At 51.7% G+C, this 18,153-nt stretch carries 19 protein-coding genes; 13 read left to right on the forward strand and 6 right to left on the reverse strand.

What is annotated here, in order from left to right:
* Nucleotides 1-89: 89 nt before the first annotated feature.
* From ybeD to lipA, 4 genes are all read left to right on the forward strand, one after another.
* A complete protein-coding gene (gene ybeD / locus C3432_RS09930; protein ID WP_103776436.1) occupies nucleotides 90-353 on the forward strand; it encodes a DUF493 family protein YbeD in 264 nt (87 codons plus the stop codon).
* 98 nt (nucleotides 354-451) lie between these two features.
* Nucleotides 452-1,093 (forward strand): lipoyl(octanoyl) transferase LipB, encoded by a 642-nt coding sequence (gene lipB / locus C3432_RS09935; protein ID WP_103776437.1) that lies wholly within the window; start codon nucleotides 452-454, stop codon nucleotides 1,091-1,093.
* Nucleotides 1,094-1,391: 298 nt separating this feature from the next.
* Complete coding sequence (locus tag C3432_RS09940) at nucleotides 1,392-2,345, forward strand: YbeF family transcriptional regulator (RefSeq protein WP_103776438.1); 954 nt, start codon at nucleotides 1,392-1,394, stop codon at nucleotides 2,343-2,345.
* A 208-nt stretch (nucleotides 2,346-2,553) separates the two neighbouring features.
* The gene (gene lipA, locus C3432_RS09945) at nucleotides 2,554-3,519 is read left to right on the forward strand and encodes a lipoyl synthase (protein ID WP_103776439.1); all 966 of its coding nucleotides are present in this window, start codon (nucleotides 2,554-2,556) and stop codon (nucleotides 3,517-3,519) included.
* A gap of 98 nt (nucleotides 3,520-3,617) precedes the next feature.
* Here the strand turns inward: lipA and tatE are convergent, their stop codons facing one another.
* Together tatE and C3432_RS09955 are read right to left on the reverse strand one after the other, a co-directional pair.
* Entirely contained in the window at nucleotides 3,618-3,821 is a 204-nt protein-coding gene (tatE, locus tag C3432_RS09950; protein WP_103776440.1) for a twin-arginine translocase subunit TatE, read from the reverse strand.
* Nucleotides 3,822-3,949: 128 nt separating this feature from the next.
* Complete coding sequence (locus C3432_RS09955; protein ID WP_103776441.1) at nucleotides 3,950-4,738, reverse strand: deaminated glutathione amidase; 789 nt, start codon at nucleotides 4,736-4,738, stop codon at nucleotides 3,950-3,952.
* Nucleotides 4,739-4,829: 91 nt separating this feature from the next.
* Here C3432_RS09955 and crcB point away from each other — a divergent pair, with 91 nt between their 5' ends.
* Nucleotides 4,830-5,213, forward strand: coding sequence for a fluoride efflux transporter CrcB (gene crcB, locus C3432_RS09960; protein ID WP_103776442.1), 384 nt, complete (start codon nucleotides 4,830-4,832; stop codon nucleotides 5,211-5,213).
* Nucleotides 5,214-5,265: 52 nt separating this feature from the next.
* Here the strand turns inward: crcB and cspE are convergent, their stop codons facing one another.
* Together cspE and pagP are read right to left on the reverse strand one after the other, a co-directional pair.
* The gene (gene cspE / locus C3432_RS09965) at nucleotides 5,266-5,475 is read right to left on the reverse strand and encodes a transcription antiterminator/RNA stability regulator CspE (RefSeq protein WP_000034826.1); all 210 of its coding nucleotides are present in this window, start codon (nucleotides 5,473-5,475) and stop codon (nucleotides 5,266-5,268) included.
* A gap of 256 nt (nucleotides 5,476-5,731) precedes the next feature.
* Nucleotides 5,732-6,310, reverse strand: coding sequence for a lipid IV(A) palmitoyltransferase PagP (pagP, locus tag C3432_RS09970; protein WP_103776443.1), 579 nt, complete (start codon nucleotides 6,308-6,310; stop codon nucleotides 5,732-5,734).
* Nucleotides 6,311-6,986: 676 nt separating this feature from the next.
* Between pagP and dcuC the strand changes: the two genes are divergently transcribed.
* Nucleotides 6,987-8,372: an anaerobic C4-dicarboxylate transporter DcuC gene (gene dcuC / locus C3432_RS09980; RefSeq protein ID WP_103776445.1), complete on the forward strand. Its 1,386-nt coding sequence runs from the start codon at nucleotides 6,987-6,989 to the stop codon at nucleotides 8,370-8,372.
* Between the two features lie 284 nt (nucleotides 8,373-8,656).
* Here the strand turns inward: dcuC and dpiA are convergent, their stop codons facing one another.
* Nucleotides 8,657-9,337, reverse strand: a complete 681-nt coding sequence (dpiA, locus tag C3432_RS09985) for a two-component response regulator DpiA (protein WP_103776446.1) — start codon at nucleotides 9,335-9,337, stop codon at nucleotides 8,657-8,659.
* Entirely contained in the window at nucleotides 9,306-10,967 is a 1,662-nt protein-coding gene (dpiB, locus tag C3432_RS09990) for a sensor histidine kinase DpiB (protein WP_103776447.1), read from the reverse strand. Before dpiB ends, dpiA begins: the two co-directional genes overlap by 32 nt.
* Nucleotides 10,968-11,355: 388 nt before the next feature.
* On the opposite strand from dpiB, the gene citC reads away from it, so the two are divergent.
* From citC to citT, 7 genes are read left to right on the forward strand one after another with little or no spacing between them, the layout of a single operon-like run.
* Nucleotides 11,356-12,432: a [citrate (pro-3S)-lyase] ligase gene (gene citC, locus C3432_RS09995; protein WP_103776448.1), complete on the forward strand. Its 1,077-nt coding sequence runs from the start codon at nucleotides 11,356-11,358 to the stop codon at nucleotides 12,430-12,432.
* On the forward strand, nucleotides 12,429-12,725 hold the full coding sequence (gene citD / locus C3432_RS10000; RefSeq protein WP_103776449.1) for a citrate lyase acyl carrier protein: 297 nt from the start codon (nucleotides 12,429-12,431) through the stop codon (nucleotides 12,723-12,725). The genes citC and citD overlap by 4 nt, the downstream gene beginning before the upstream one ends.
* The gene (gene citE / locus C3432_RS10005; protein WP_103776450.1) at nucleotides 12,722-13,630 is read left to right on the forward strand and encodes a citrate (pro-3S)-lyase subunit beta; all 909 of its coding nucleotides are present in this window, start codon (nucleotides 12,722-12,724) and stop codon (nucleotides 13,628-13,630) included. Before citD ends, citE begins: the two co-directional genes overlap by 4 nt.
* 9 nt (nucleotides 13,631-13,639) lie before the next feature.
* On the forward strand, nucleotides 13,640-15,172 hold the full coding sequence (citF, locus tag C3432_RS10010) for a citrate lyase subunit alpha (protein WP_103776451.1): 1,533 nt from the start codon (nucleotides 13,640-13,642) through the stop codon (nucleotides 15,170-15,172).
* Nucleotides 15,173-15,175: 3 nt separating this feature from the next.
* A complete protein-coding gene (citX, locus tag C3432_RS10015) occupies nucleotides 15,176-15,727 on the forward strand; it encodes a citrate lyase holo-[acyl-carrier protein] synthase (RefSeq protein WP_103776452.1) in 552 nt (183 codons plus the stop codon).
* Entirely contained in the window at nucleotides 15,699-16,607 is a 909-nt protein-coding gene (citG, locus tag C3432_RS10020) for a triphosphoribosyl-dephospho-CoA synthase CitG (protein ID WP_103776453.1), read from the forward strand. The genes citX and citG overlap by 29 nt, the downstream gene beginning before the upstream one ends.
* 24 nt (nucleotides 16,608-16,631) lie before the next feature.
* A complete protein-coding gene (citT, locus tag C3432_RS10025) occupies nucleotides 16,632-18,095 on the forward strand; it encodes a citrate/succinate antiporter CitT (protein WP_103776454.1) in 1,464 nt (487 codons plus the stop codon).
* Nucleotides 18,096-18,153 lie beyond the last annotated feature (58 nt).

Genomic DNA, 18,153 nt, shown 5'->3' on the forward strand with positions numbered 1-18,153 from the left:
GTGTGATTTCCATCCCCATATACTCGTTATCCTGATAACTCCCACACGTAGTGGGAGTTATTATTTTTTGATGTAATGCCGGAGCTGACATGAAAACCAAACTTAACGAACTGCTTGAATTCCCTACTCCTTTTACTTACAAAGTAATGGGACAGGCGTTGCCTGAGCTGGTTGATCAGGTGGTTGAAGTGGTACAGCGCCATGCGCCAGGTGACTACACTCCGACGGTAAAACCAAGCAGCAAAGGCAACTACCACTCGGTTTCAATTACCATCAACGCAACCCATATCGAGCAGGTTGAAACGCTGTACGAAGAACTGGGCAATATCGACATTGTGCGCATGGTTCTGTAAAAACCTGTCGGTTACCCGGCCTCGTCCGGGTAACCCCCCTCCTTTCCCCACTGTGATATACTTTTCGCCTCTTTTACATTCTCTACGGAGATGCTGTTTTGTATCAGGATAAAATTCTTGTCCGCCAGCTCGGTCTTCAGCCCTACGAGCCCGTCTCCCAGGCCATGCATGAATTCACCGATACCCGTGATGAAGATACCGCCGATGAGATCTGGCTGGTTGAGCACTATCCTGTTTTCACACAAGGCCAGGCAGGAAAAGCAGAGCACCTTTTAATGACCGGTGATATTCCGGTTATTCAGAGCGATCGTGGCGGTCAGGTCACCTATCATGGTCCAGGTCAGCAGGTCATGTATGTCCTGCTCAATCTTAAACGCCGCAAACTGGGCGTGCGGGAACTGGTCACACTGCTGGAACAAACCGTCGTTAATACACTCGCCGAACGGGGTATTGAGGCCCATCCTCGCGCTGACGCACCGGGCGTCTACGTCGGCGAAAAGAAAATTTGTTCTCTGGGATTACGTATTCGTCGCGGTTGTTCATTTCACGGGCTGGCATTAAACGTGAATATGGATCTCTCGCCGTTTCTACGCATTAATCCTTGCGGCTATGCCGGGATGGAAATGGCGAAAATATCGCAGTGGGACAGCGGTGCCACAACCGATAATATTCGTCCAATATTATTAAAGAATATGTTAGCCCTGCTAAACAACCCACCCTCTGAATATATCCCTGCTTAATCAATAAAATATAATGACCCAAATTGCATGGGTCATTTGTCATATATCACTTGAATGCTTTACATCTTCACCAGGTTTCTATATTTTCACTACACTATGGCTGAAGCCATTAACGATACAACCTTGCCGTGTAATATGGCGAGAAATATTGCCGTGCAGAATACTTTAGAACATTTAATCAATTACCTGTTGAAATCGTGGGAAAAATCCTGGCAAATGGCGCCTCAAGCAATTCAATGCATGCTTTAAGTGAATTATCTACTATTATTCATTATATGAATAAATATGGAGCACAAGTGTGAGTGATAATAACCAGCCGGAAACGCGTTTTACCGAGCAACGGCCAGAAGACAAACCGCAAATTTTCAGAACGCTGAGAAATATAGATCTTAACCTGCTGACTATTTTTGAAGCGGTATATGTACATAAAGGCATCGTTAATGCAGCGAAAATTCTTAATCTGACGCCATCGGCTATTAGTCAGTCTATCCAGAAATTGCGCACCATATTTCCCGACCCTTTGTTTATCAGGAAAGGCCAGGGCGTTACGCCAACGACCTATGCGACCCATCTGCACGAGTATATCAGCCAGGGGCTGGAATCTATCCTTGGTGCCCTGGATCTGACAGGGAGCTACGATAAACAACGCACGATCACTATCGGTACCACACCTTCGGTGGGCGCACTGGTGATGCCCACTATTTATCAGGCGATCAAAGCTCGCTATCCGCAACTTCTGCTGCGGAATATTCCGGTGAGTGATGCCGAAATTCAGCTCAGCCAGTTTCAGACGGACCTGATCATTGATAACAGCGTTTACACCAACCGGGCGCTGCAGAGCTACGTGCTTTTTGTTGATAATCTTGAACTGGTTTACCGTCAGGATCATCCGTCCCTTTCCGTTCCACTTGACGATGATAAATTAAAAGGTCTCGATCACACGTTACTGCTGATTGAGGGACAACATTTCATCCTGCTACGCCAGCGTATTCAGGAAATGTTTCCGGATCGGCAAATCAGCTTTAGCAGCTACAACATCTTCACGATTGCAGCGCTTATTGCCAGCAGCGATCTACTGGGTATTATGCCGGGCCGTTTTTTAGAGCTTTTCAGAAACTGCTGGCCATTGCAGAGCCTTCCTCATGGGCCAATCAACAGTGAACATGTTGAATTCTCACTCCACTTTAACAAGCTGAGCCTGCGCGATCCGGTACTGGACAATGTCATTAACGCGATACGAGAGGCGTTCTGAAAAAGAAATGTTGCGACAAAGCACCACTACATGTTGGGCAAATGGCACAAAACAACAACTATTTTACATTTTGCCGACCGCTCAGGCTGCTCTATGGCTCGTTTCAATGATATACTGCCTGTAGTGAATTCAAAAATAGTTGATAAATACAACATTTCCTTGAATTGAAACGCTTTCCTTCGTTATTCGCAACTGGAACACGCACGCTATGAGTAAACCCATTGTGATGGAACGCGGTGTTAAATACCGCGATGCCGATAAGATGGCCCTTATCCCGGTTAAAAACGTGGCAACAGAGCGTGAAGCCCTGCTCCGTAAGCCGGAATGGATGAAAATAAAGCTTCCAGCGGACTCCACTCGTATCCAGGGCATCAAAGCCGCAATGCGCAAAAATGGCCTGCATTCTGTGTGCGAGGAAGCTTCCTGTCCGAACCTGGCTGAATGTTTCAATCACGGAACCGCGACCTTTATGATCCTCGGTGCGATCTGCACCCGCCGTTGTCCGTTCTGCGATGTCGCCCATGGTCGCCCGGTTGCACCGGATGCCAACGAACCCGTGAAGCTGGCGCAGACCATTGCCGACATGGCGTTACGCTATGTGGTCATTACCTCCGTAGACCGTGACGATCTGCGCGACGGCGGCGCTCAGCACTTTGCAGATTGCATTACGGCCATTCGTGAGAAAAGTCCGTCAATTAAGATCGAAACACTGGTGCCTGACTTCCGTGGTCGTATGGATCGCGCGCTGGAGATCCTCACCGAAACGCCGCCAGACGTGTTTAACCATAACCTTGAGAATGTGCCACGTATTTATCGCCAGGTGCGTCCGGGAGCTGACTACAACTGGTCGCTGAAGCTGCTGGAGCGGTTTAAAGAAGCGCATCCGGAGATCCCAACCAAATCGGGTCTGATGGTGGGTCTGGGCGAAACCAATGCCGAAATCATTGAGGTAATGCGCGATCTGCGTCGCCACGGCGTGACCATGCTGACGCTGGGGCAGTATTTACAGCCAAGTCGTCACCATTTACCGGTACAGCGTTACGTGAGTCCGGATGAGTTTGATGAGATGAAAGCTGAAGCTATGGCGATGGGATTCACCCACGCAGCCTGTGGTCCTTTTGTCCGCTCATCTTATCACGCAGACCTGCAGGCAAAGGGCATGGAAGTGAAGTAATCACGTAATGAATACTTACACTTTCTCTGTAAAAAAACCCGCTTAATCGCGGGTTTTTTCTCTTTCAGAGTAGACGGATGAGCATTATGCTTCCGGTATTACTCTTTGTGAGAGAGTTTCTGAGCCTGAACATCAGCCTCTGCGTCTTTTTTGGCAGTGCCGTCTTCATCATTCATCGCTTTCTTGAAACCCTTAATCGCTGTTCCCAAGTCTCCGCCCAGCGTACGTAACTTCCTGGTACCAAACAACAGAACGACCAGTGCGGCAACCACCAGCAATTTGGTAATACTAATCTCACCCATAGATACCTTCTTGACTTAAAACAGGCTGCATAATGCGCCGTATTAACCTGAGAATATTAACGGTCATTCGACGCGCGCACACAATAGCAATCTGTAACAAGGTGAATCAAGCATTGTTTAAAAAGGCGTCATAATAATTGTGGTGGCGCAAACCGACGGTTACGCAAAACGGGAAGCTGGGCGCGAACCTGCCTCACACGTTCAGCGGAAATCTCTGCCATAATCAACGCCGGTGTTTCCGCCGCAGCGGCTATCGTTACGCCAAGCGGATCAACAATACGGCTCTGACCAATATTTTTATTGCCGCACTCCCCCGCAGCAATAACGTAGCAGGTAGTATCCAGCGCACGCGCCGCCACCAGCGTTGACCAGTGATGCTCTTTCAGCGCGCCACGTACCCAGGCCGCGGGAAGCACCAGTATTTCCGCCCCCTGCAATGCCTGAGCCAGCGCCAGCTCAGGGAAACGCAAATCGTAGCAGGTCATTAACCCAATCTTCAGGCCTTCAACCTCCAGCAAGGGGGCTATGGTCTCTCCGGCATCAACATAGCGTGACTCCTGAACCGAAAATGCATCATAAAGGTGCAGCTTGGCATAATGAGCAACAATCTTGCCACCGCGCAGCGCCACCAGCATATTAAACGCCCGTCCCGGCGTAGAGGGAACATGGATTGTCAAAATTGTGGTCATCCTGTTACGCCTGCTCTCAAACAGCAGGCTGGTCAGAAATGCCCCTTCAGGTAACTGTGCCGACTTAACCGACAGATCGGGGTCAAGATCGTCACGCGCCAGTAGCGCTTCAGGCAAAACCAGTAGCGACACGCCGTTCTTTGCCGCCTGAGACATCAGCGACACACATGTTTCAGCATTCTTTTCCCACACAGGGGTAACGGCAAACTGTCCCGCGGCAACAAACATATTCCCTCCGCTTAGCCTGGTTAAACTCGCCAACAACGATTGTTCAGCGTTAAACTCATTACATGTACCAATCAAATAGCAGGATTTGGCAGTGTTACAACTATTTTTAGCGGTTTTTATTGGTGGTGGGACAGGAAGCGTGGCGAGATGGATGCTCAGTATGCGGTTTAATCCGCTCCATCAGGCGATTCCTGTTGGGACTCTGGCAGCTAACCTGATTGGCGCTTTTATCATTGGTATGGGATTCGCCTGGTTCAGTCGGATGACCAATATAGACCCGATGTGGAAAGTGTTGATCACAACCGGCTTCTGCGGGGGATTAACGACCTTCTCTACTTTTTCAGCGGAAGTCGTCTTTCTGCTGCAGGAAGGACGCTTTGCATGGGCGATGCTGAACGTACTGGTAAACCTGTTAGGTTCTTTCGCCATGACAGCTCTGGCGTTCTGGCTCTTTTCAGCCTCAACCGCCCACTAAGAAGCAAAAAAAACCCGCCATAAGCGGGTTTTGAATTCTTGCTGACGTATGCTTACAGAGCGGTTACGTTTGCAGCAGAAGGGCCTTTGGCACCGTTAGTGATTTCGAACTCTACGCGCTGACCTTCAGCCAGAGTTTTAAAACCATTAGTCTGGATTGCAGAGAAGTGTACGAACACGTCTTTGCTGCCATCTTCCGGAGTAATGAAACCGAATCCTTTGGACTCATTAAACCACTTAACGTTACCTTTAATCTTAGACATCAAAATTACCTTTACATGAAAAATAGACACAAATGCTGTGTCGGGTATCAGTACACCAATTGTGGTACGCTTTGTCCAGTCTATCTTTGCTAAAAAGTGATAAATATCGCGTTATTTTTTAGTGTAAACACATTACTTCTTGTTTTATCGATATTTTTAATACGCTATCCGGTAAAACAGGCGGTCTGTAAGCAGTATCAGTGGGCTTTCAGGGAGGCTACGGTGAGCGCCGTCAGTACACCCGTCGTTGCCAGGGTCAAAACTGAAAACGCATCCAGGCAAAGTAAACATTACCGTTGTTATAGGTGCCAGGAATGTAGGTCATCTGGAACGTTGCCGGGCCATAACCAATCGATGCCAGAGGCAGCAACACAGGGAGCGGAATGTAGTTCCAGTTATCACGCGCCGTTACGCCGGCGGTAAAGCCCAGACCCATATGGAAGTTTTCATCAGCCAGTGGTCGCCAGGTGCTTTCCCAGCCGTAGCCACCAATAGGTTCCCACTTATTCCACGAGTCCTTAAACGCCATAATGTACAGGCCATGCCAGTTGCCCTTGTCATCCCAGCGCGACTGACCAAATCCAGCCCCCCAGGGACGTTCGTTATAGCGATCCGTTTTTTCTTTATCATAGGCAAAACGCGCGTGCCAGGTAATAGCAGGCACATACAAATCGAAATGCTCAGGCTGATTCCAGGTTTCAGCAACATTATCGGTAAACGTGTTGAACCACCCCTTTTCCGCGGCATTAGCCTGAGGAAAAAGCGCTAACTGAATAAAAAGAAATGAGAAAATAGTAAAATATCTTTTAGCGAAAATCACAGTTGTTATTACCATTATTAAATTCAATGCCGATCGTAGCAAAGCAAACCTGAATAAAAGCTTAACAAAAATACATAATAACAAAATCAGAAAGATCCCTGTTTAAAAGGCCTGGTTACCCTGAGCGGCCGTCACTCAGGAGAAAATGCCAGTCGCACAAATTTTCTCACTCCAGGATCATTGCATTGCCTGTCAGGATCCTCTCGCTGCATATAAAATTAAACATTTATCAATCATATTTGCATCATTTAATTAACAATCTGGCTTTTTAAAAATTTAGCAACCCTGTATTCCATAATTGTTGCCAGGGTACAAAAATAACCACAGACTCGCTTTAATCCACTCTTTTATTGATTTTAATCAGCAAGAGAGAACGGTTTATTCGGCACATTTTGGCATCAATATTTATACTCGTCATACTTCAAGTTGCTGGTGCGTTGGCTTTATTACTCGGTCCATCCCAGGGGCTCGCCCTTTCGGGGCAGCTGCAAGCAGCGTTCAAATCTGTTCCTGACAGATTTGTCGTTCACCCCAGTCACGTACTCGTGTACGCTCCTGGGGACTCGCCCCTTCGGGGCCAGCGCAAGCGCTGTTCAAAACGACTACGCGTTTTGTCCCGCAACTCGAATTATTTAGAGTATTAGTATTTTCTTATTTTCATATTCTGGGCGTCTACGCGACAGGGGAAGTAATGTTAACGTTTATTGAACTCCTTATTGGAGTTGTGGTTATTGTGGGCGTCGCCCGTTATATCATTAAAGGCTATTCGGCAACGGGTGTACTCTTCGTTGGTGGTCTGGCGCTGTTAATCATTAGCGCGCTAATGGGTCACAAGATTTTGCCATCCAGTGAAACCAGCACCGGTTACACGGCCACCGATATTGTTGAATATATTAAAATTCTGCTGATGAGCCGCGGTGGCGACCTCGGCATGATGATCATGATGCTGTGTGGTTTTGCCGCTTACATGACGCATATCGGCGCTAACGATATGGTCGTCAAGCTGGCGTCCAAGCCGCTGCAATATATTAACTCACCTTACCTGCTCATGATTGCCGCCTATTTTGTCGCCTGCCTCATGTCGCTGGCAGTCTCCTCGGCAACGGGGCTGGGCGTACTGCTGATGGCCACCCTCTTCCCGGTGATGGTGAACGTAGGGATCAGCCGTGGTGCCGCAGCAGCGATTTGCGCATCTCCCGCAGCGATCATCCTGTCCCCCACCTCCGGCGATGTGGTACTGGCAGCCAAAGCAGCCGAAATGCCGCTAATCGACTTCGCGTTTAAAACCACGCTGCCAATCTCCATCGCGGCAATTATCGGAATGGCAATCGCCCACTTCTTCTGGCAGCGCTATCTGGATAAAAAAGAGAACATTTCACATGAAATTCTCGATGTGAATGAAATCACCACCACCGCCCCGGCCTTTTACGCCCTTCTGCCGTTTACGCCAATCATCGGCGTGCTGGTGTTTGATGGCAAATGGGGTCCACAGCTGCACATCATTACGATTCTGGTGATTTGTATGCTGATCGCGTCAGTGCTGGAGTTTGTCCGCGGCTTCAACACGCAGAAAGTCTTTACTGGTCTGGAAGTCGCTTATCGCGGCATGGCGGACGCATTCGCCAACGTAGTCATGCTATTGGTGGCTGCGGGTGTCTTCGCTCAGGGTTTGAGCACCATCGGTTTTATTCAGAGCCTGATCTCGATCGCCACCTCTTTTGGTTCCGCGAGCATTATTCTGATGCTGGTACTGGTGATTCTGACCATGCTGGCCGCAATGACCACCGGCTCCGGTAACGCACCGTTCTACGCCTTCGTGGAGATGATCCCGAAACTGGCCCACTCCTCCGGCATCAACCCGGCGTACTTATCGATTCCGATGCTGCAGGCGTCAAATCTGGGGCGCACTATCTCTCCGGTTTCCGGTGTCGTCGTTGCGGTCGCGGGGATGGCAAAAATTTCGCCGTTTGAGGTGGTGAAGCGCACGTCAGTTCCCGTGATGGTCGGGTTACTGATTGTTATCATTGCGACCGAAGTGATGGTGCCAGGCTCGTCCTCTACCGTGGCAGGCGGCTAATCTGTCCGTTTATACTCGTCATACTTCAGGTTGCAGATGCGTTGGCTTTGTTACCCGGCCCATCACTGGGCCTCGCCCCTGCGGGGCCGAGGCAAGCAGCGTTCAAATCTGCTCCCGGCAGATTTGTCCTGCAACCTGAATTAGTTAGAGTCTATTCTCCACCTGGATACACAAAGTCGTATCCAGGCGGCAAGTGAAAAACCCCAGTGACATCGGTAGCAATGTTCCTGGGGTTTTTGACAAATCCACGTCCAGCAAAGGGGCAGCCTGAAGGAAGACGTGTATCAGCCACCGTGGTAAATACGCTGCGGCCTTCCCACCTTCCCATGAACAATCTCCGCAACGATCAGGTGTCGACTGGCACAGTACTCCAGATAACGTCTGGCGGTTGTGCGGCTGATCGTCAGCGCCTGCGCCACCGTTTCTGCAGTATGGTGCACAGTCGGATCCGCAAACAGCTTTTTCACCGCATTCAGCGTCAGGGCATCAATACCGGTAGGTAAATCCCCTTTTGGCTCACCGCGCGCGTAGGTATTGAACATTTCATCAATCTGCCGTTGGCTGGCGCTGTCATTAGCGGCCAGTATCCGCCTGCGCTGTTGATACCTTGTCAGAGTTTGCCCCAACCGTTCATAGGCGATAGGTTTGACAAGGTAATCAAACGCGCCGCTGCGTACAGCATCTGATACCGTCTCCATATCGCTGGCGGCAGTGGTAAAAACTACGCCACCAGGATAGTGCGACTCCATCAGCTCGTGCAGTAACGTGATCCCTTTTCCATCCGGCAAGTAGTTATCCAGCAAAATGAGACTGGGTTTGAAACGCTCAATCATCATCCGGGCCTGCAGCAGATTTCCTGCCAGCCAGATCTGACTGAAGCCGGGAATGTGGCGGATGTATTCCGCATGCATCTCCGCCAGCGGTGTTTCATCCTCAACAATCAATAGGGTTAATGGTTCCGTCATTGTTCTTTTTCACTTTCGGAATAAAGAGAGAAAATAAAGTGCCGCAGGGGGAATTATCTTCCAGCGTAATTGCTCCGCCACAGCGCTTCACATAACTTGCAATCAGATACAGACCGATACCGTGTTCCCCTGGCTCATCGGCGCGGGTGCTGACACCCTGTTCAAATATTCTTTCGCGTAACGCCTCAGGCACGCCGCACCCCTGGTCGGCGACCTCAATGACCACGTCATCCCCTTCGTCACTCAGGAACAGTTCTACAACCTTATTGCCTTCCGTCGTTCTCAGGCTGGCTTCAAAGGCATTATCCAGAAGATTACCGACAATTGCCGCAAATTCGGTACTGTCCAGCCCTTCAGGCAACTGCTGCAACTGGCTACCGGGCACGAGCGTCATTTTCAGCCCCAGCTCACGGGCTCGCTGTACTTTACCAAACAGCAATCCCGCAACCTGCCGATCGGCGAAAGCCTCGCGCAAGCTGTCAATGAGCTGTTGCTGAGCCTGCGACTCCCCCTGCACCATTGCGATAACCCGGTCATACTCTTTCATCTGCAGCAGGCCATTAATTGTCGACATCCAGTTTAGATGCTCATGGCGTAATGTCCTGAGGCTCTCCACGTACTGCCTGATTTGCGTCAGTTGGGCATTGAGCGTCGAAATTTCATCTTTGCTGCGGAAACTGATAATCGCTCCAAGCAGATCATCCCCGGCGCGGATGGCTTCACGGTTAGCAATCACGCTCAGCCCGTTAAAGGTCGCCATCACATCCTGACGTTTTTCAGCGATCTGTTCGGTGAAGAAACCGGAAGGGTTGACTACCTCACTGACCGGTTTCCCCAGCCACTGTCTGCCGGGCGAACGTAAACCCAGCATCTTTCTCGCATTGCGATTGATGGCCGTGATATTCCCTTCCAGATCTACAGCAATAAGCCCTTCATAAACCGAACTGAACAACGCCTCCTGCTGCTGTACCACTCGCGCGATTTGCTTCGGTTCCATGCCTAACATCTGGCGACGGATATGAGTGGCGAAAAACCAGGAGAGCAACATCAGCACGCCCAGCAACAGCACAAAAACCCCCGCCATCGGAATTAAAAAATCCAGCCGCCAGCTGTCAATTTTGCTGACCAGGTAGCCTATCGACACCACCCCAATCACATTGCCATCATCATCAAATATCGGCGTTTTAGCACGCATCGCCAGACCAATCGAACCCGTGCCGGTAATAAAGTAGCTCTCCCCTTTGCTCAGCGCGCCAGGCTTGGTGAACTGCATGGGATAGCCAATCTTCTCCGGGTTTGGATGGTAAAGGCGAATGGAGTTGCGATCGCCGATGACCACGTAGTCGAAATCGGTATCGCTCTGAAGCTTATTCGCAATCGTCGCCAGTCGCGTGTAATCACGTTTTTTCACCGCGGCAATAATACTGTCATTCGCAGCAATGATTTTTGCCTGATTCATCGCCATATCCCGAACGTGCGAAGTCAGATAATCCTCAAAACTGGCGGAGAAATATTGGGCAAGCGCCGCGATGATAAAGACGGAAAAAACCAGGATAAGCAAAAAAATCCGCAAGGGAAACGCAAGTCGCCGAAAAAAAGAGAACGGCTTTTTATTTTTTCGATCCCACATTACGGTTCCTCGACTGGCATTATTTGATGTGCATTTTCTGCATTTGTAATAAAAATGTTTTAACTCAACAGCGTGACATTAATTGCGATCGTTACAGATTATTCAACTTAAATCAATTAAACACCTTAAAACCACAATGCAAAATGTGATTAGGATAATTAAAAAACTTAAAACCATAAAACACATAAAAACCATCTAAGTCTTTGTGAAATAAATCAAAATTTATCTCTTAAATACTCCTTACGATGTACGTGTCAAGGCAGGACAGAAATATTCAGTAGTAGAAAACTAAAACTACCTGACGGAAACAAAATGTTATCAATTGGCAATGCTGCACAACAACCCCAGGAAACTGGCAACAACATATAGCTTCAGGACGCTTTTCACTATGTTTGGTAATAATGTATTTACGCGAGTTAAACGCTCAGAAAATATAAAGATGGCCGCCATCACGCAATTCCTGAAATCGAATGATTTAAGCGTTGATACGACCGTCGAAGTATTTATTACCGTGATGCGTGACGACAAGCTCATCGCCTGTGGCGGCATTGCCGGGAATATCATTAAATGCGTGGCCATCAGTGAATCCGTCCGTGGTGAGGGCTTAGCGTTAACTCTCGCAACTGAGCTTATCAACCTTGCTTATGAAAGACACTGTACACATCTTTTTATATATACAAAAACTGAATATGAATCGCTATTTAAACAGTGCGGCTTTTCAACCTTAACCTGTGTCCCTGGCGTCATGGTGCTGATGGAAAACAGCACCACACGCCTGAAGCGCTATGCGGAATCGCTGACAAAACTGCGCCATAGCGGGGAAAAAATCGGCTGTATCGTCATGAACGCCAATCCGTTCACAAACGGCCACCGTTATCTGATTCAACAAGCGGCCGCGCAGTGTGACTGGCTGCATCTGTTTCTCGTCAAAGAGGATACGTCGCGTTTCCCGTATGAAGATCGGCTCGATCTGGTGCTCAAAGGAACGGCGGATATCCCACGGCTCACCGTGCATCGCGGCTCTGAGTACATCATTTCCCGCGCCACGTTTCCGTGCTACTTCATCAAAGAGCAGAGCGTTATCAACCATTGCTACACCGAAATCGATCTGAAGATTTTCCGCCAGTATCTGGCGCCGGCGCTGGGTATCACCCATCGTTTCGTCGGTACTGAACCTTTTTGCGCTGTCACCTCCCAGTATAACCGCGATATGCGTTTCTGGCTGGAGACGCCAACACTTCCCGCCCCACCAATTGAACTGGTGGAAATAGAGCGACTGTGTTTCCAGGAGACGCCAATTTCCGCCTCGCTGGTTCGTAAGTTGCTGGTTAAAAAAGATCTCACGGCTATCGCCTCACTGGTACCTGAAGCCACTCTGCACTATCTGCAGGATATGCCTGAACGTACCCCGGTGAGCGCGACGGTCCGCCAAAAGACCCCCGCATTAGTAACAGGTGAAAAATGAAAATAAATCAGGCTGCCGTCGCAGGCACACTTGAGTCCGGTGATGTGATGATACGCATCGCCCCACTCGATACGCAGGATATTGATCTGCAGATCAACAGCAGCGTTGAGAAACAGTTCGGCGACGCAATTCGCGCCACCATTCTGGACGTACTCGCTCGCAACGATGTCCACGGCGTGCAATTAAATGTCGACGATAAAGGTGCGCTGGACTGCATTTTACGCGCCCGACTGGAAGCATTGCTGGCGCGCGCCAGCGGTATCCCGGCCCTGCCCTGGGAGGATCGCCAGTGATTTCCACTTCTTTGCAACAACGTAAGTCCCGCACCCGCCGCAGCATGCTGTTCGTTCCGGGTGCCAATGCCGCGATGGTCAGCAATTCGTTTATCTACCCGGCGGACGCCCTGATGTTCGACCTGGAAGACTCCGTCGCGCTGCGTGAAAAAGACACCGCTCGTCGCATGGTCTATCACGCGCTACAGCATCCGCTGTATCAGGACGTTGAAACCATCGTGCGCGTGAATGCGCTCGACTCTGAGTTTGGGATCAACGACCTGGAAGCGGTCGTTCGCGGCGGCGCTGACGTTGTACGTCTGCCGAAGACCGACACCGCTTCGGACGTTACCGATATCGAAAACGAAATCCTGCGCATTGAAAAAGCCTGTGGTCGCGAGCCGGGCAGTACCGGTCTGCTGGCCGCTATCGAATCCCCGCTGGGCATCACTCGCGCCGTAGAAATCGCCCACGCTTCCGGGCGTCTGATAGGGATTGCGCTGGGTGCAGAAGACTATGTGCGTAACCTGCGTACCGAACGCTCCCCGGAAGGCACTGAACTGCTGTTTGCCCGCTGCTCGATTTTACAAGCGGCACGCTCAGCAGGTATCCAGGCGTTCGACACCGTCTATTCCGACGCCAATAACGAAGCTGGTTTCCTGCACGAAGCTGCCCACATCAAACAGCTGGGTTTTGACGGCAAATCGCTGATCAACCCGCGCCAGATTGAACTGCTGCACAACCTGTACGCACCGACGCAAAAAGAGGTGAACCACGCTCGCCTGGTCGTAGAAGCGGCTGAAGCCGCTGCCCGTGAAGGCCTCGGGGTCGTCTCCCTGAACGGCAAGATGGTCGACAGCCCGGTGATTGAGCGCGCCCGTCTGGTGCTCTCCCGTGCAGAACTTTCCGGCATTCGCGAAGAATAAGGCAAAATAATGACGCAGAAAATCGAACAGTCCCAACGACAGGAACGGGTAGCGGCGTGGAGTCGCCACGCTGAAAGCGACCTTTCCACTTACACAAGTACCTCTAAGCAGAACCAGCAGGCGCAAAAGCCGCGTAATAAAAAGCTGTGTGCGAATCTGGAAGAGGCCATTCGTCGTTCCGGTCTGCAGGATGGCATGACGATCTCCTTCCATCACGCGTTTCGTGGCGGCGATCTCACCATCAACCTGGTGATGAATGCCATCGCCAGTATGGGCTTTAAAAACCTGACGCTGGCGTCCAGTTCCCTGAGCGACTGTCATGCCCCGTTGGTCGATCATATTCGTAAAGGCGTGGTCAGCCGCATTTATACCTCGGGACTGCGCGGGCCGCTGGCGGAAGAGATCTCCCGTGGGCTGCTGGCTGAGCCGGTTCAGGTCCACTCACACGGCGGTCGCGTTCATCTTGTACAGAGCGGCGAGCTTAACATTGACGTCGCCTTCCTCGGCGTGCCCTCCTGCGATCAATTCGGTAATGCTAACGGATACACCGGAAAAGCCTGCTGTGGCTCTCTGGGCTACGCCCGCGTTGACGCGGAAAACGCCAGGCAGGTTGTTCTGCTGACGGAACAACTGCTGGCGTATCCTCATAACCCGGCCAGCATTGCCCAGGACCAGGTGGATCTGATCGTGCAGATCGAACAGGTTGGCGATGCCGACAAAATAGGCGCTGACGCCACCCGCATGACCACCAACCCGCGTGAGCTGCTGATTGCCCGCAGCGCGGCAGAAGTCATTGCCAACTCCGGATTCTTCAAAGAAGGCTTTTCGCTGCAAACGGGAACAGGCGGCGCATCTCTGGCTGTGACCCGCTTCCTGGAAGATAAAATGCGCAGCCGCGATATCCGTGCTGACTTTGCGCTGGGTGGGATTACCGCCACCATCGTCGACCTGCATGAAAAGGGCTTAATCCGCAAACTGCTGGATGTGCAAAGCTTTGACCGCAACGCTGCGGAGTCACTGGCACGTAACCCTAACCACATCGAAATCAGCGCTAACCAGTATGCCAACTGGGGTTCAAAAGGGGCGTCCGTCGACCGTCTGGATGTCGTCGTGCTCAGTGCGCTGGAAGTCGATACGAAATTCAACGTTAACGTGCTGACCGGTTCTGACGGCGTGATTCGCGGCGCGTCCGGCGGCCACTGTGATACCGCCGTCGCAGCCGCGCTCTCCATCATCGTCGCACCGCTGGTGCGTGGTCGTATCCCGACGTTGGTTGATAACGTCCTTACCTGCGTCACGCCAGGCTCAAGCGTTGACATCCTGGTGACCGATCACGGTATCGCTGTTAACCCGGCGCGTCCGGAACTGGCGGAACGCCTGAAAGAAGCGGGAATGAAAGTGGTATCGATTGAGTGGCTGCGTGAACGTGCGCAACAGCTCACCGGCGAACCGCGCCCCATCGGGTTCACCGACCGTGTGATCGCCGTTGTGCGCTACCGTGATGGTTCCGTTATCGACGTGGTTCATCAGGTGAAGGAATAAGCCATGCACCTGCTCCCGGAACTCGCCACTCATCATGAAGTCTCGATCCCTGCGCTGCTCGCCAGCCGGGATGAGAGACAGGCAAGGCAGCACGCCTGGCTCATGCGCCATCCCATTCCACTGGTCTCCTTTACCGTGGTGGCGCCAGGCCCGATTAAAGACAGCGAGCTCACTCGCCGGATCTTCAATCACGGCGTCACTGCCCTGCTTACCCTCGCGGGGAATATGGCGTGGCCCATCCGGGAGCAGGCTGCACTGGCCTCTGCAAGCGGGCCGGAAGGTATGCTCTCTCTTGAAGCACCGGCTCGTAACATCAAGCTCGCGACAATCGGGCTTGAACACAGTCATCCTCTGGGACGTTTGTGGGACATCGACGTTCTTACCCCCGGAGGCGAAATTCTCTCCCGTCGCCATTTTGCACTGCCTGCCCGTCGCTGTTTGCTGTGCGGCCACAGCGCCGCTGAATGCGCGCGCGGCAAAACCCATGCGCTTTCTGACCTTACCCATCAAATGGAGGCATTGCTGCATGCAGCCGATACCCGAAATGCCCGCTGAAACGAGCGCGCTGCCCCATGCGCTGTTCGATGCTTATGCGCATCTGGCGTGGCGCGCCATGCTCACCGAAGTGAATTTATCGCCAAAACCTGGTCTGGTTGATCGCCTCAACTGCGGGGCGCATAAGGACATGGCGCTGGCGGATTTTCATCGCAGCGCGCTGGCGATCCAGGCGTGGCTGCCGCGTTTTATCGAATACGGCGCGTGCTGTGCACAACTCCCCGCAGAGGCGGTGCTGAATGGATTACGTCCACTGGGTATGGCCTGTGAAGCCGATATGTTCCGCGCAACGGCCGGTGTGAACACCCATAAGGGCAGCATTTTTTCTTTAGGACTGCTCTGCGCCGCCATTGGTCGTCTGCATCAACACCGGCAGGCAATCACGGCAGAAACCCTTTGTGCGACTGCGGCAACCTTTTGCCGCGGCCTGACTGAACGCGAACTGCGTCAGAACAATCAACAACTCACGGCAGGCCAACGACTCTTTAAACAATTGGGACTGACAGGCGCACGTGGCGAAGCCGAGGCGGGATATCCGCTGGTGATCCGTCATGCTTTGCCACATTACCGCACGCTGCTGGCTCAGGGACGCGACCCTGAGCTGGCACTCCTCGATACCTTACTGCTGCTGATGACAATAAACGGTGATACCAACGTTGCATCACGCGGTGGTGCGCAAGGTTTGCGCTGGCTGCAGCAGCACGCCAGGACGCTATTGCAAAAAGGGGGGATGAGAACCCCCGCCGATCTCGATGACCTCTACCAGTTCGACAGGCAATGCATTGCACGCAACCTCAGCCCCGGAGGAAGTGCCGATTTGCTGATCGTCACCTGGTTTTTAGCACAGATTCCACACGTTAAGCATTTACACAATTATTGAAAGATCCTTTCCGGAGAATCACTTATGTCTTTATCTAAAGATAGTATATGGAAGTTATTGGCACCATTAGTGGTAATGGGCGTCATGTTTCTTATTCCTGTGCCCGATGGCATGCCACCTCAGGCATGGCACTACTTCGCCGTTTTCGTCGCCATGATCATCGGTATGATCCTGGAGCCGATTCCGGCTACCGCGATCAGCTTTATCGCAGTGACGATTTGCGTTATCGGCAGCAACTACCTGCTTTTTGATGCTTCAGAACTGGCAGACCCGGCATTCAAAGCCGGTAAACAGGCTCTGAAATGGGGCCTTGCTGGCTTCTCCAGCACCACCGTCTGGTTAGTCTTTGGCGCATTCATTTTTGCGCTGGGTTATGAAGTTACCGGTCTGGGTCGTCGTATCGCGCTATTCCTGGTGAAGTTCATGGGTAAACGTACCCTGACGCTGGGCTATGCGATTGTGATCATCGACATTCTGCTGGCGCCGTTTACGCCTTCCAACACCGCGCGTACCGGTGGTACCGTGTTCCCGGTTATCAAAAACCTGCCGCCACTGTTTAAATCGTTCCCTAACGATCCTTCATCGCGTCGTATCGGCGGTTACCTGATGTGGATGATGGTTATCAGTACCAGCCTGAGCTCCTCCATGTTTGTCACTGGCGCTGCGCCAAACGTTCTGGGTCTGGAGTTCGTCAGCAAGATTGCCGGTATTCAGATCAGCTGGCTACAGTGGTTCCTGAGCTTCCTGCCGGTAGGGATTATTCTGCTGATCGTTGCGCCGTGGCTCTCCTATGTTCTGTACAAACCCGAAGTGACCCACAGCGCGGAGGTTGCGACCTGGGCCGGTGACGAACTGAAAAACATGGGTAACCTGAGCCGTAAAGAGTGGACGCTGATCGGCCTGGTTCTGCTGAGCCTGGGGCTATGGGTATTCGGTGGCAAATTAATTGATGCAACCGCAGTCGGCCTGCTGGCGGTTTCCCTGATGCTGGCGCTGCACGTCGTTCCATGGAAAGACATTACCCGTTACAACAGCGCCTGGAATACGCTGGTGAACCTTGCGACGCTGGTCGTCATGGCTAACGGTTTGACCCGTTCCGGCTTTATCGACTGGTTCGCTAACACCATGAGTACCCATCTGGAAGGCTTTTCGCCGAATGCGACGGTCATCGTTCTGGTGCTGGTGTTCTACTTCGCTCACTACCTGTTTGCCAGCCTTTCTGCCCACACTGCCACCATGCTGCCCGTTATTCTGGCCGTGGGGAAAGGTATCCCGGGCGTACCGATGGAACATCTGTGTATTCTGCTGGTGCTGTCTATCGGTATCATGGGCTGTCTGACCCCCTATGCAACCGGCCCGGGCGTCATTATCTACGGCTGCGGCTATGTGAAATCCAAAGACTACTGGCGCCTGGGCGCCATCTTTGGGGTGATCTATATCGCCATGCTGCTGCTGGTTGGCTGGCCGATTCTGGCAATGTGGAGCTAATCCTCTCGCCGAAAAACTGAATTGACGACAGCCCGTCAGGTAAAAACACCCGGCGGGC

It is taken from the genome of Citrobacter amalonaticus (genome assembly GCF_002918555.1).
GTDB classification, from domain to species: Bacteria; Pseudomonadota; Gammaproteobacteria; order Enterobacterales; family Enterobacteriaceae; genus Citrobacter_C; species Citrobacter_C amalonaticus_A.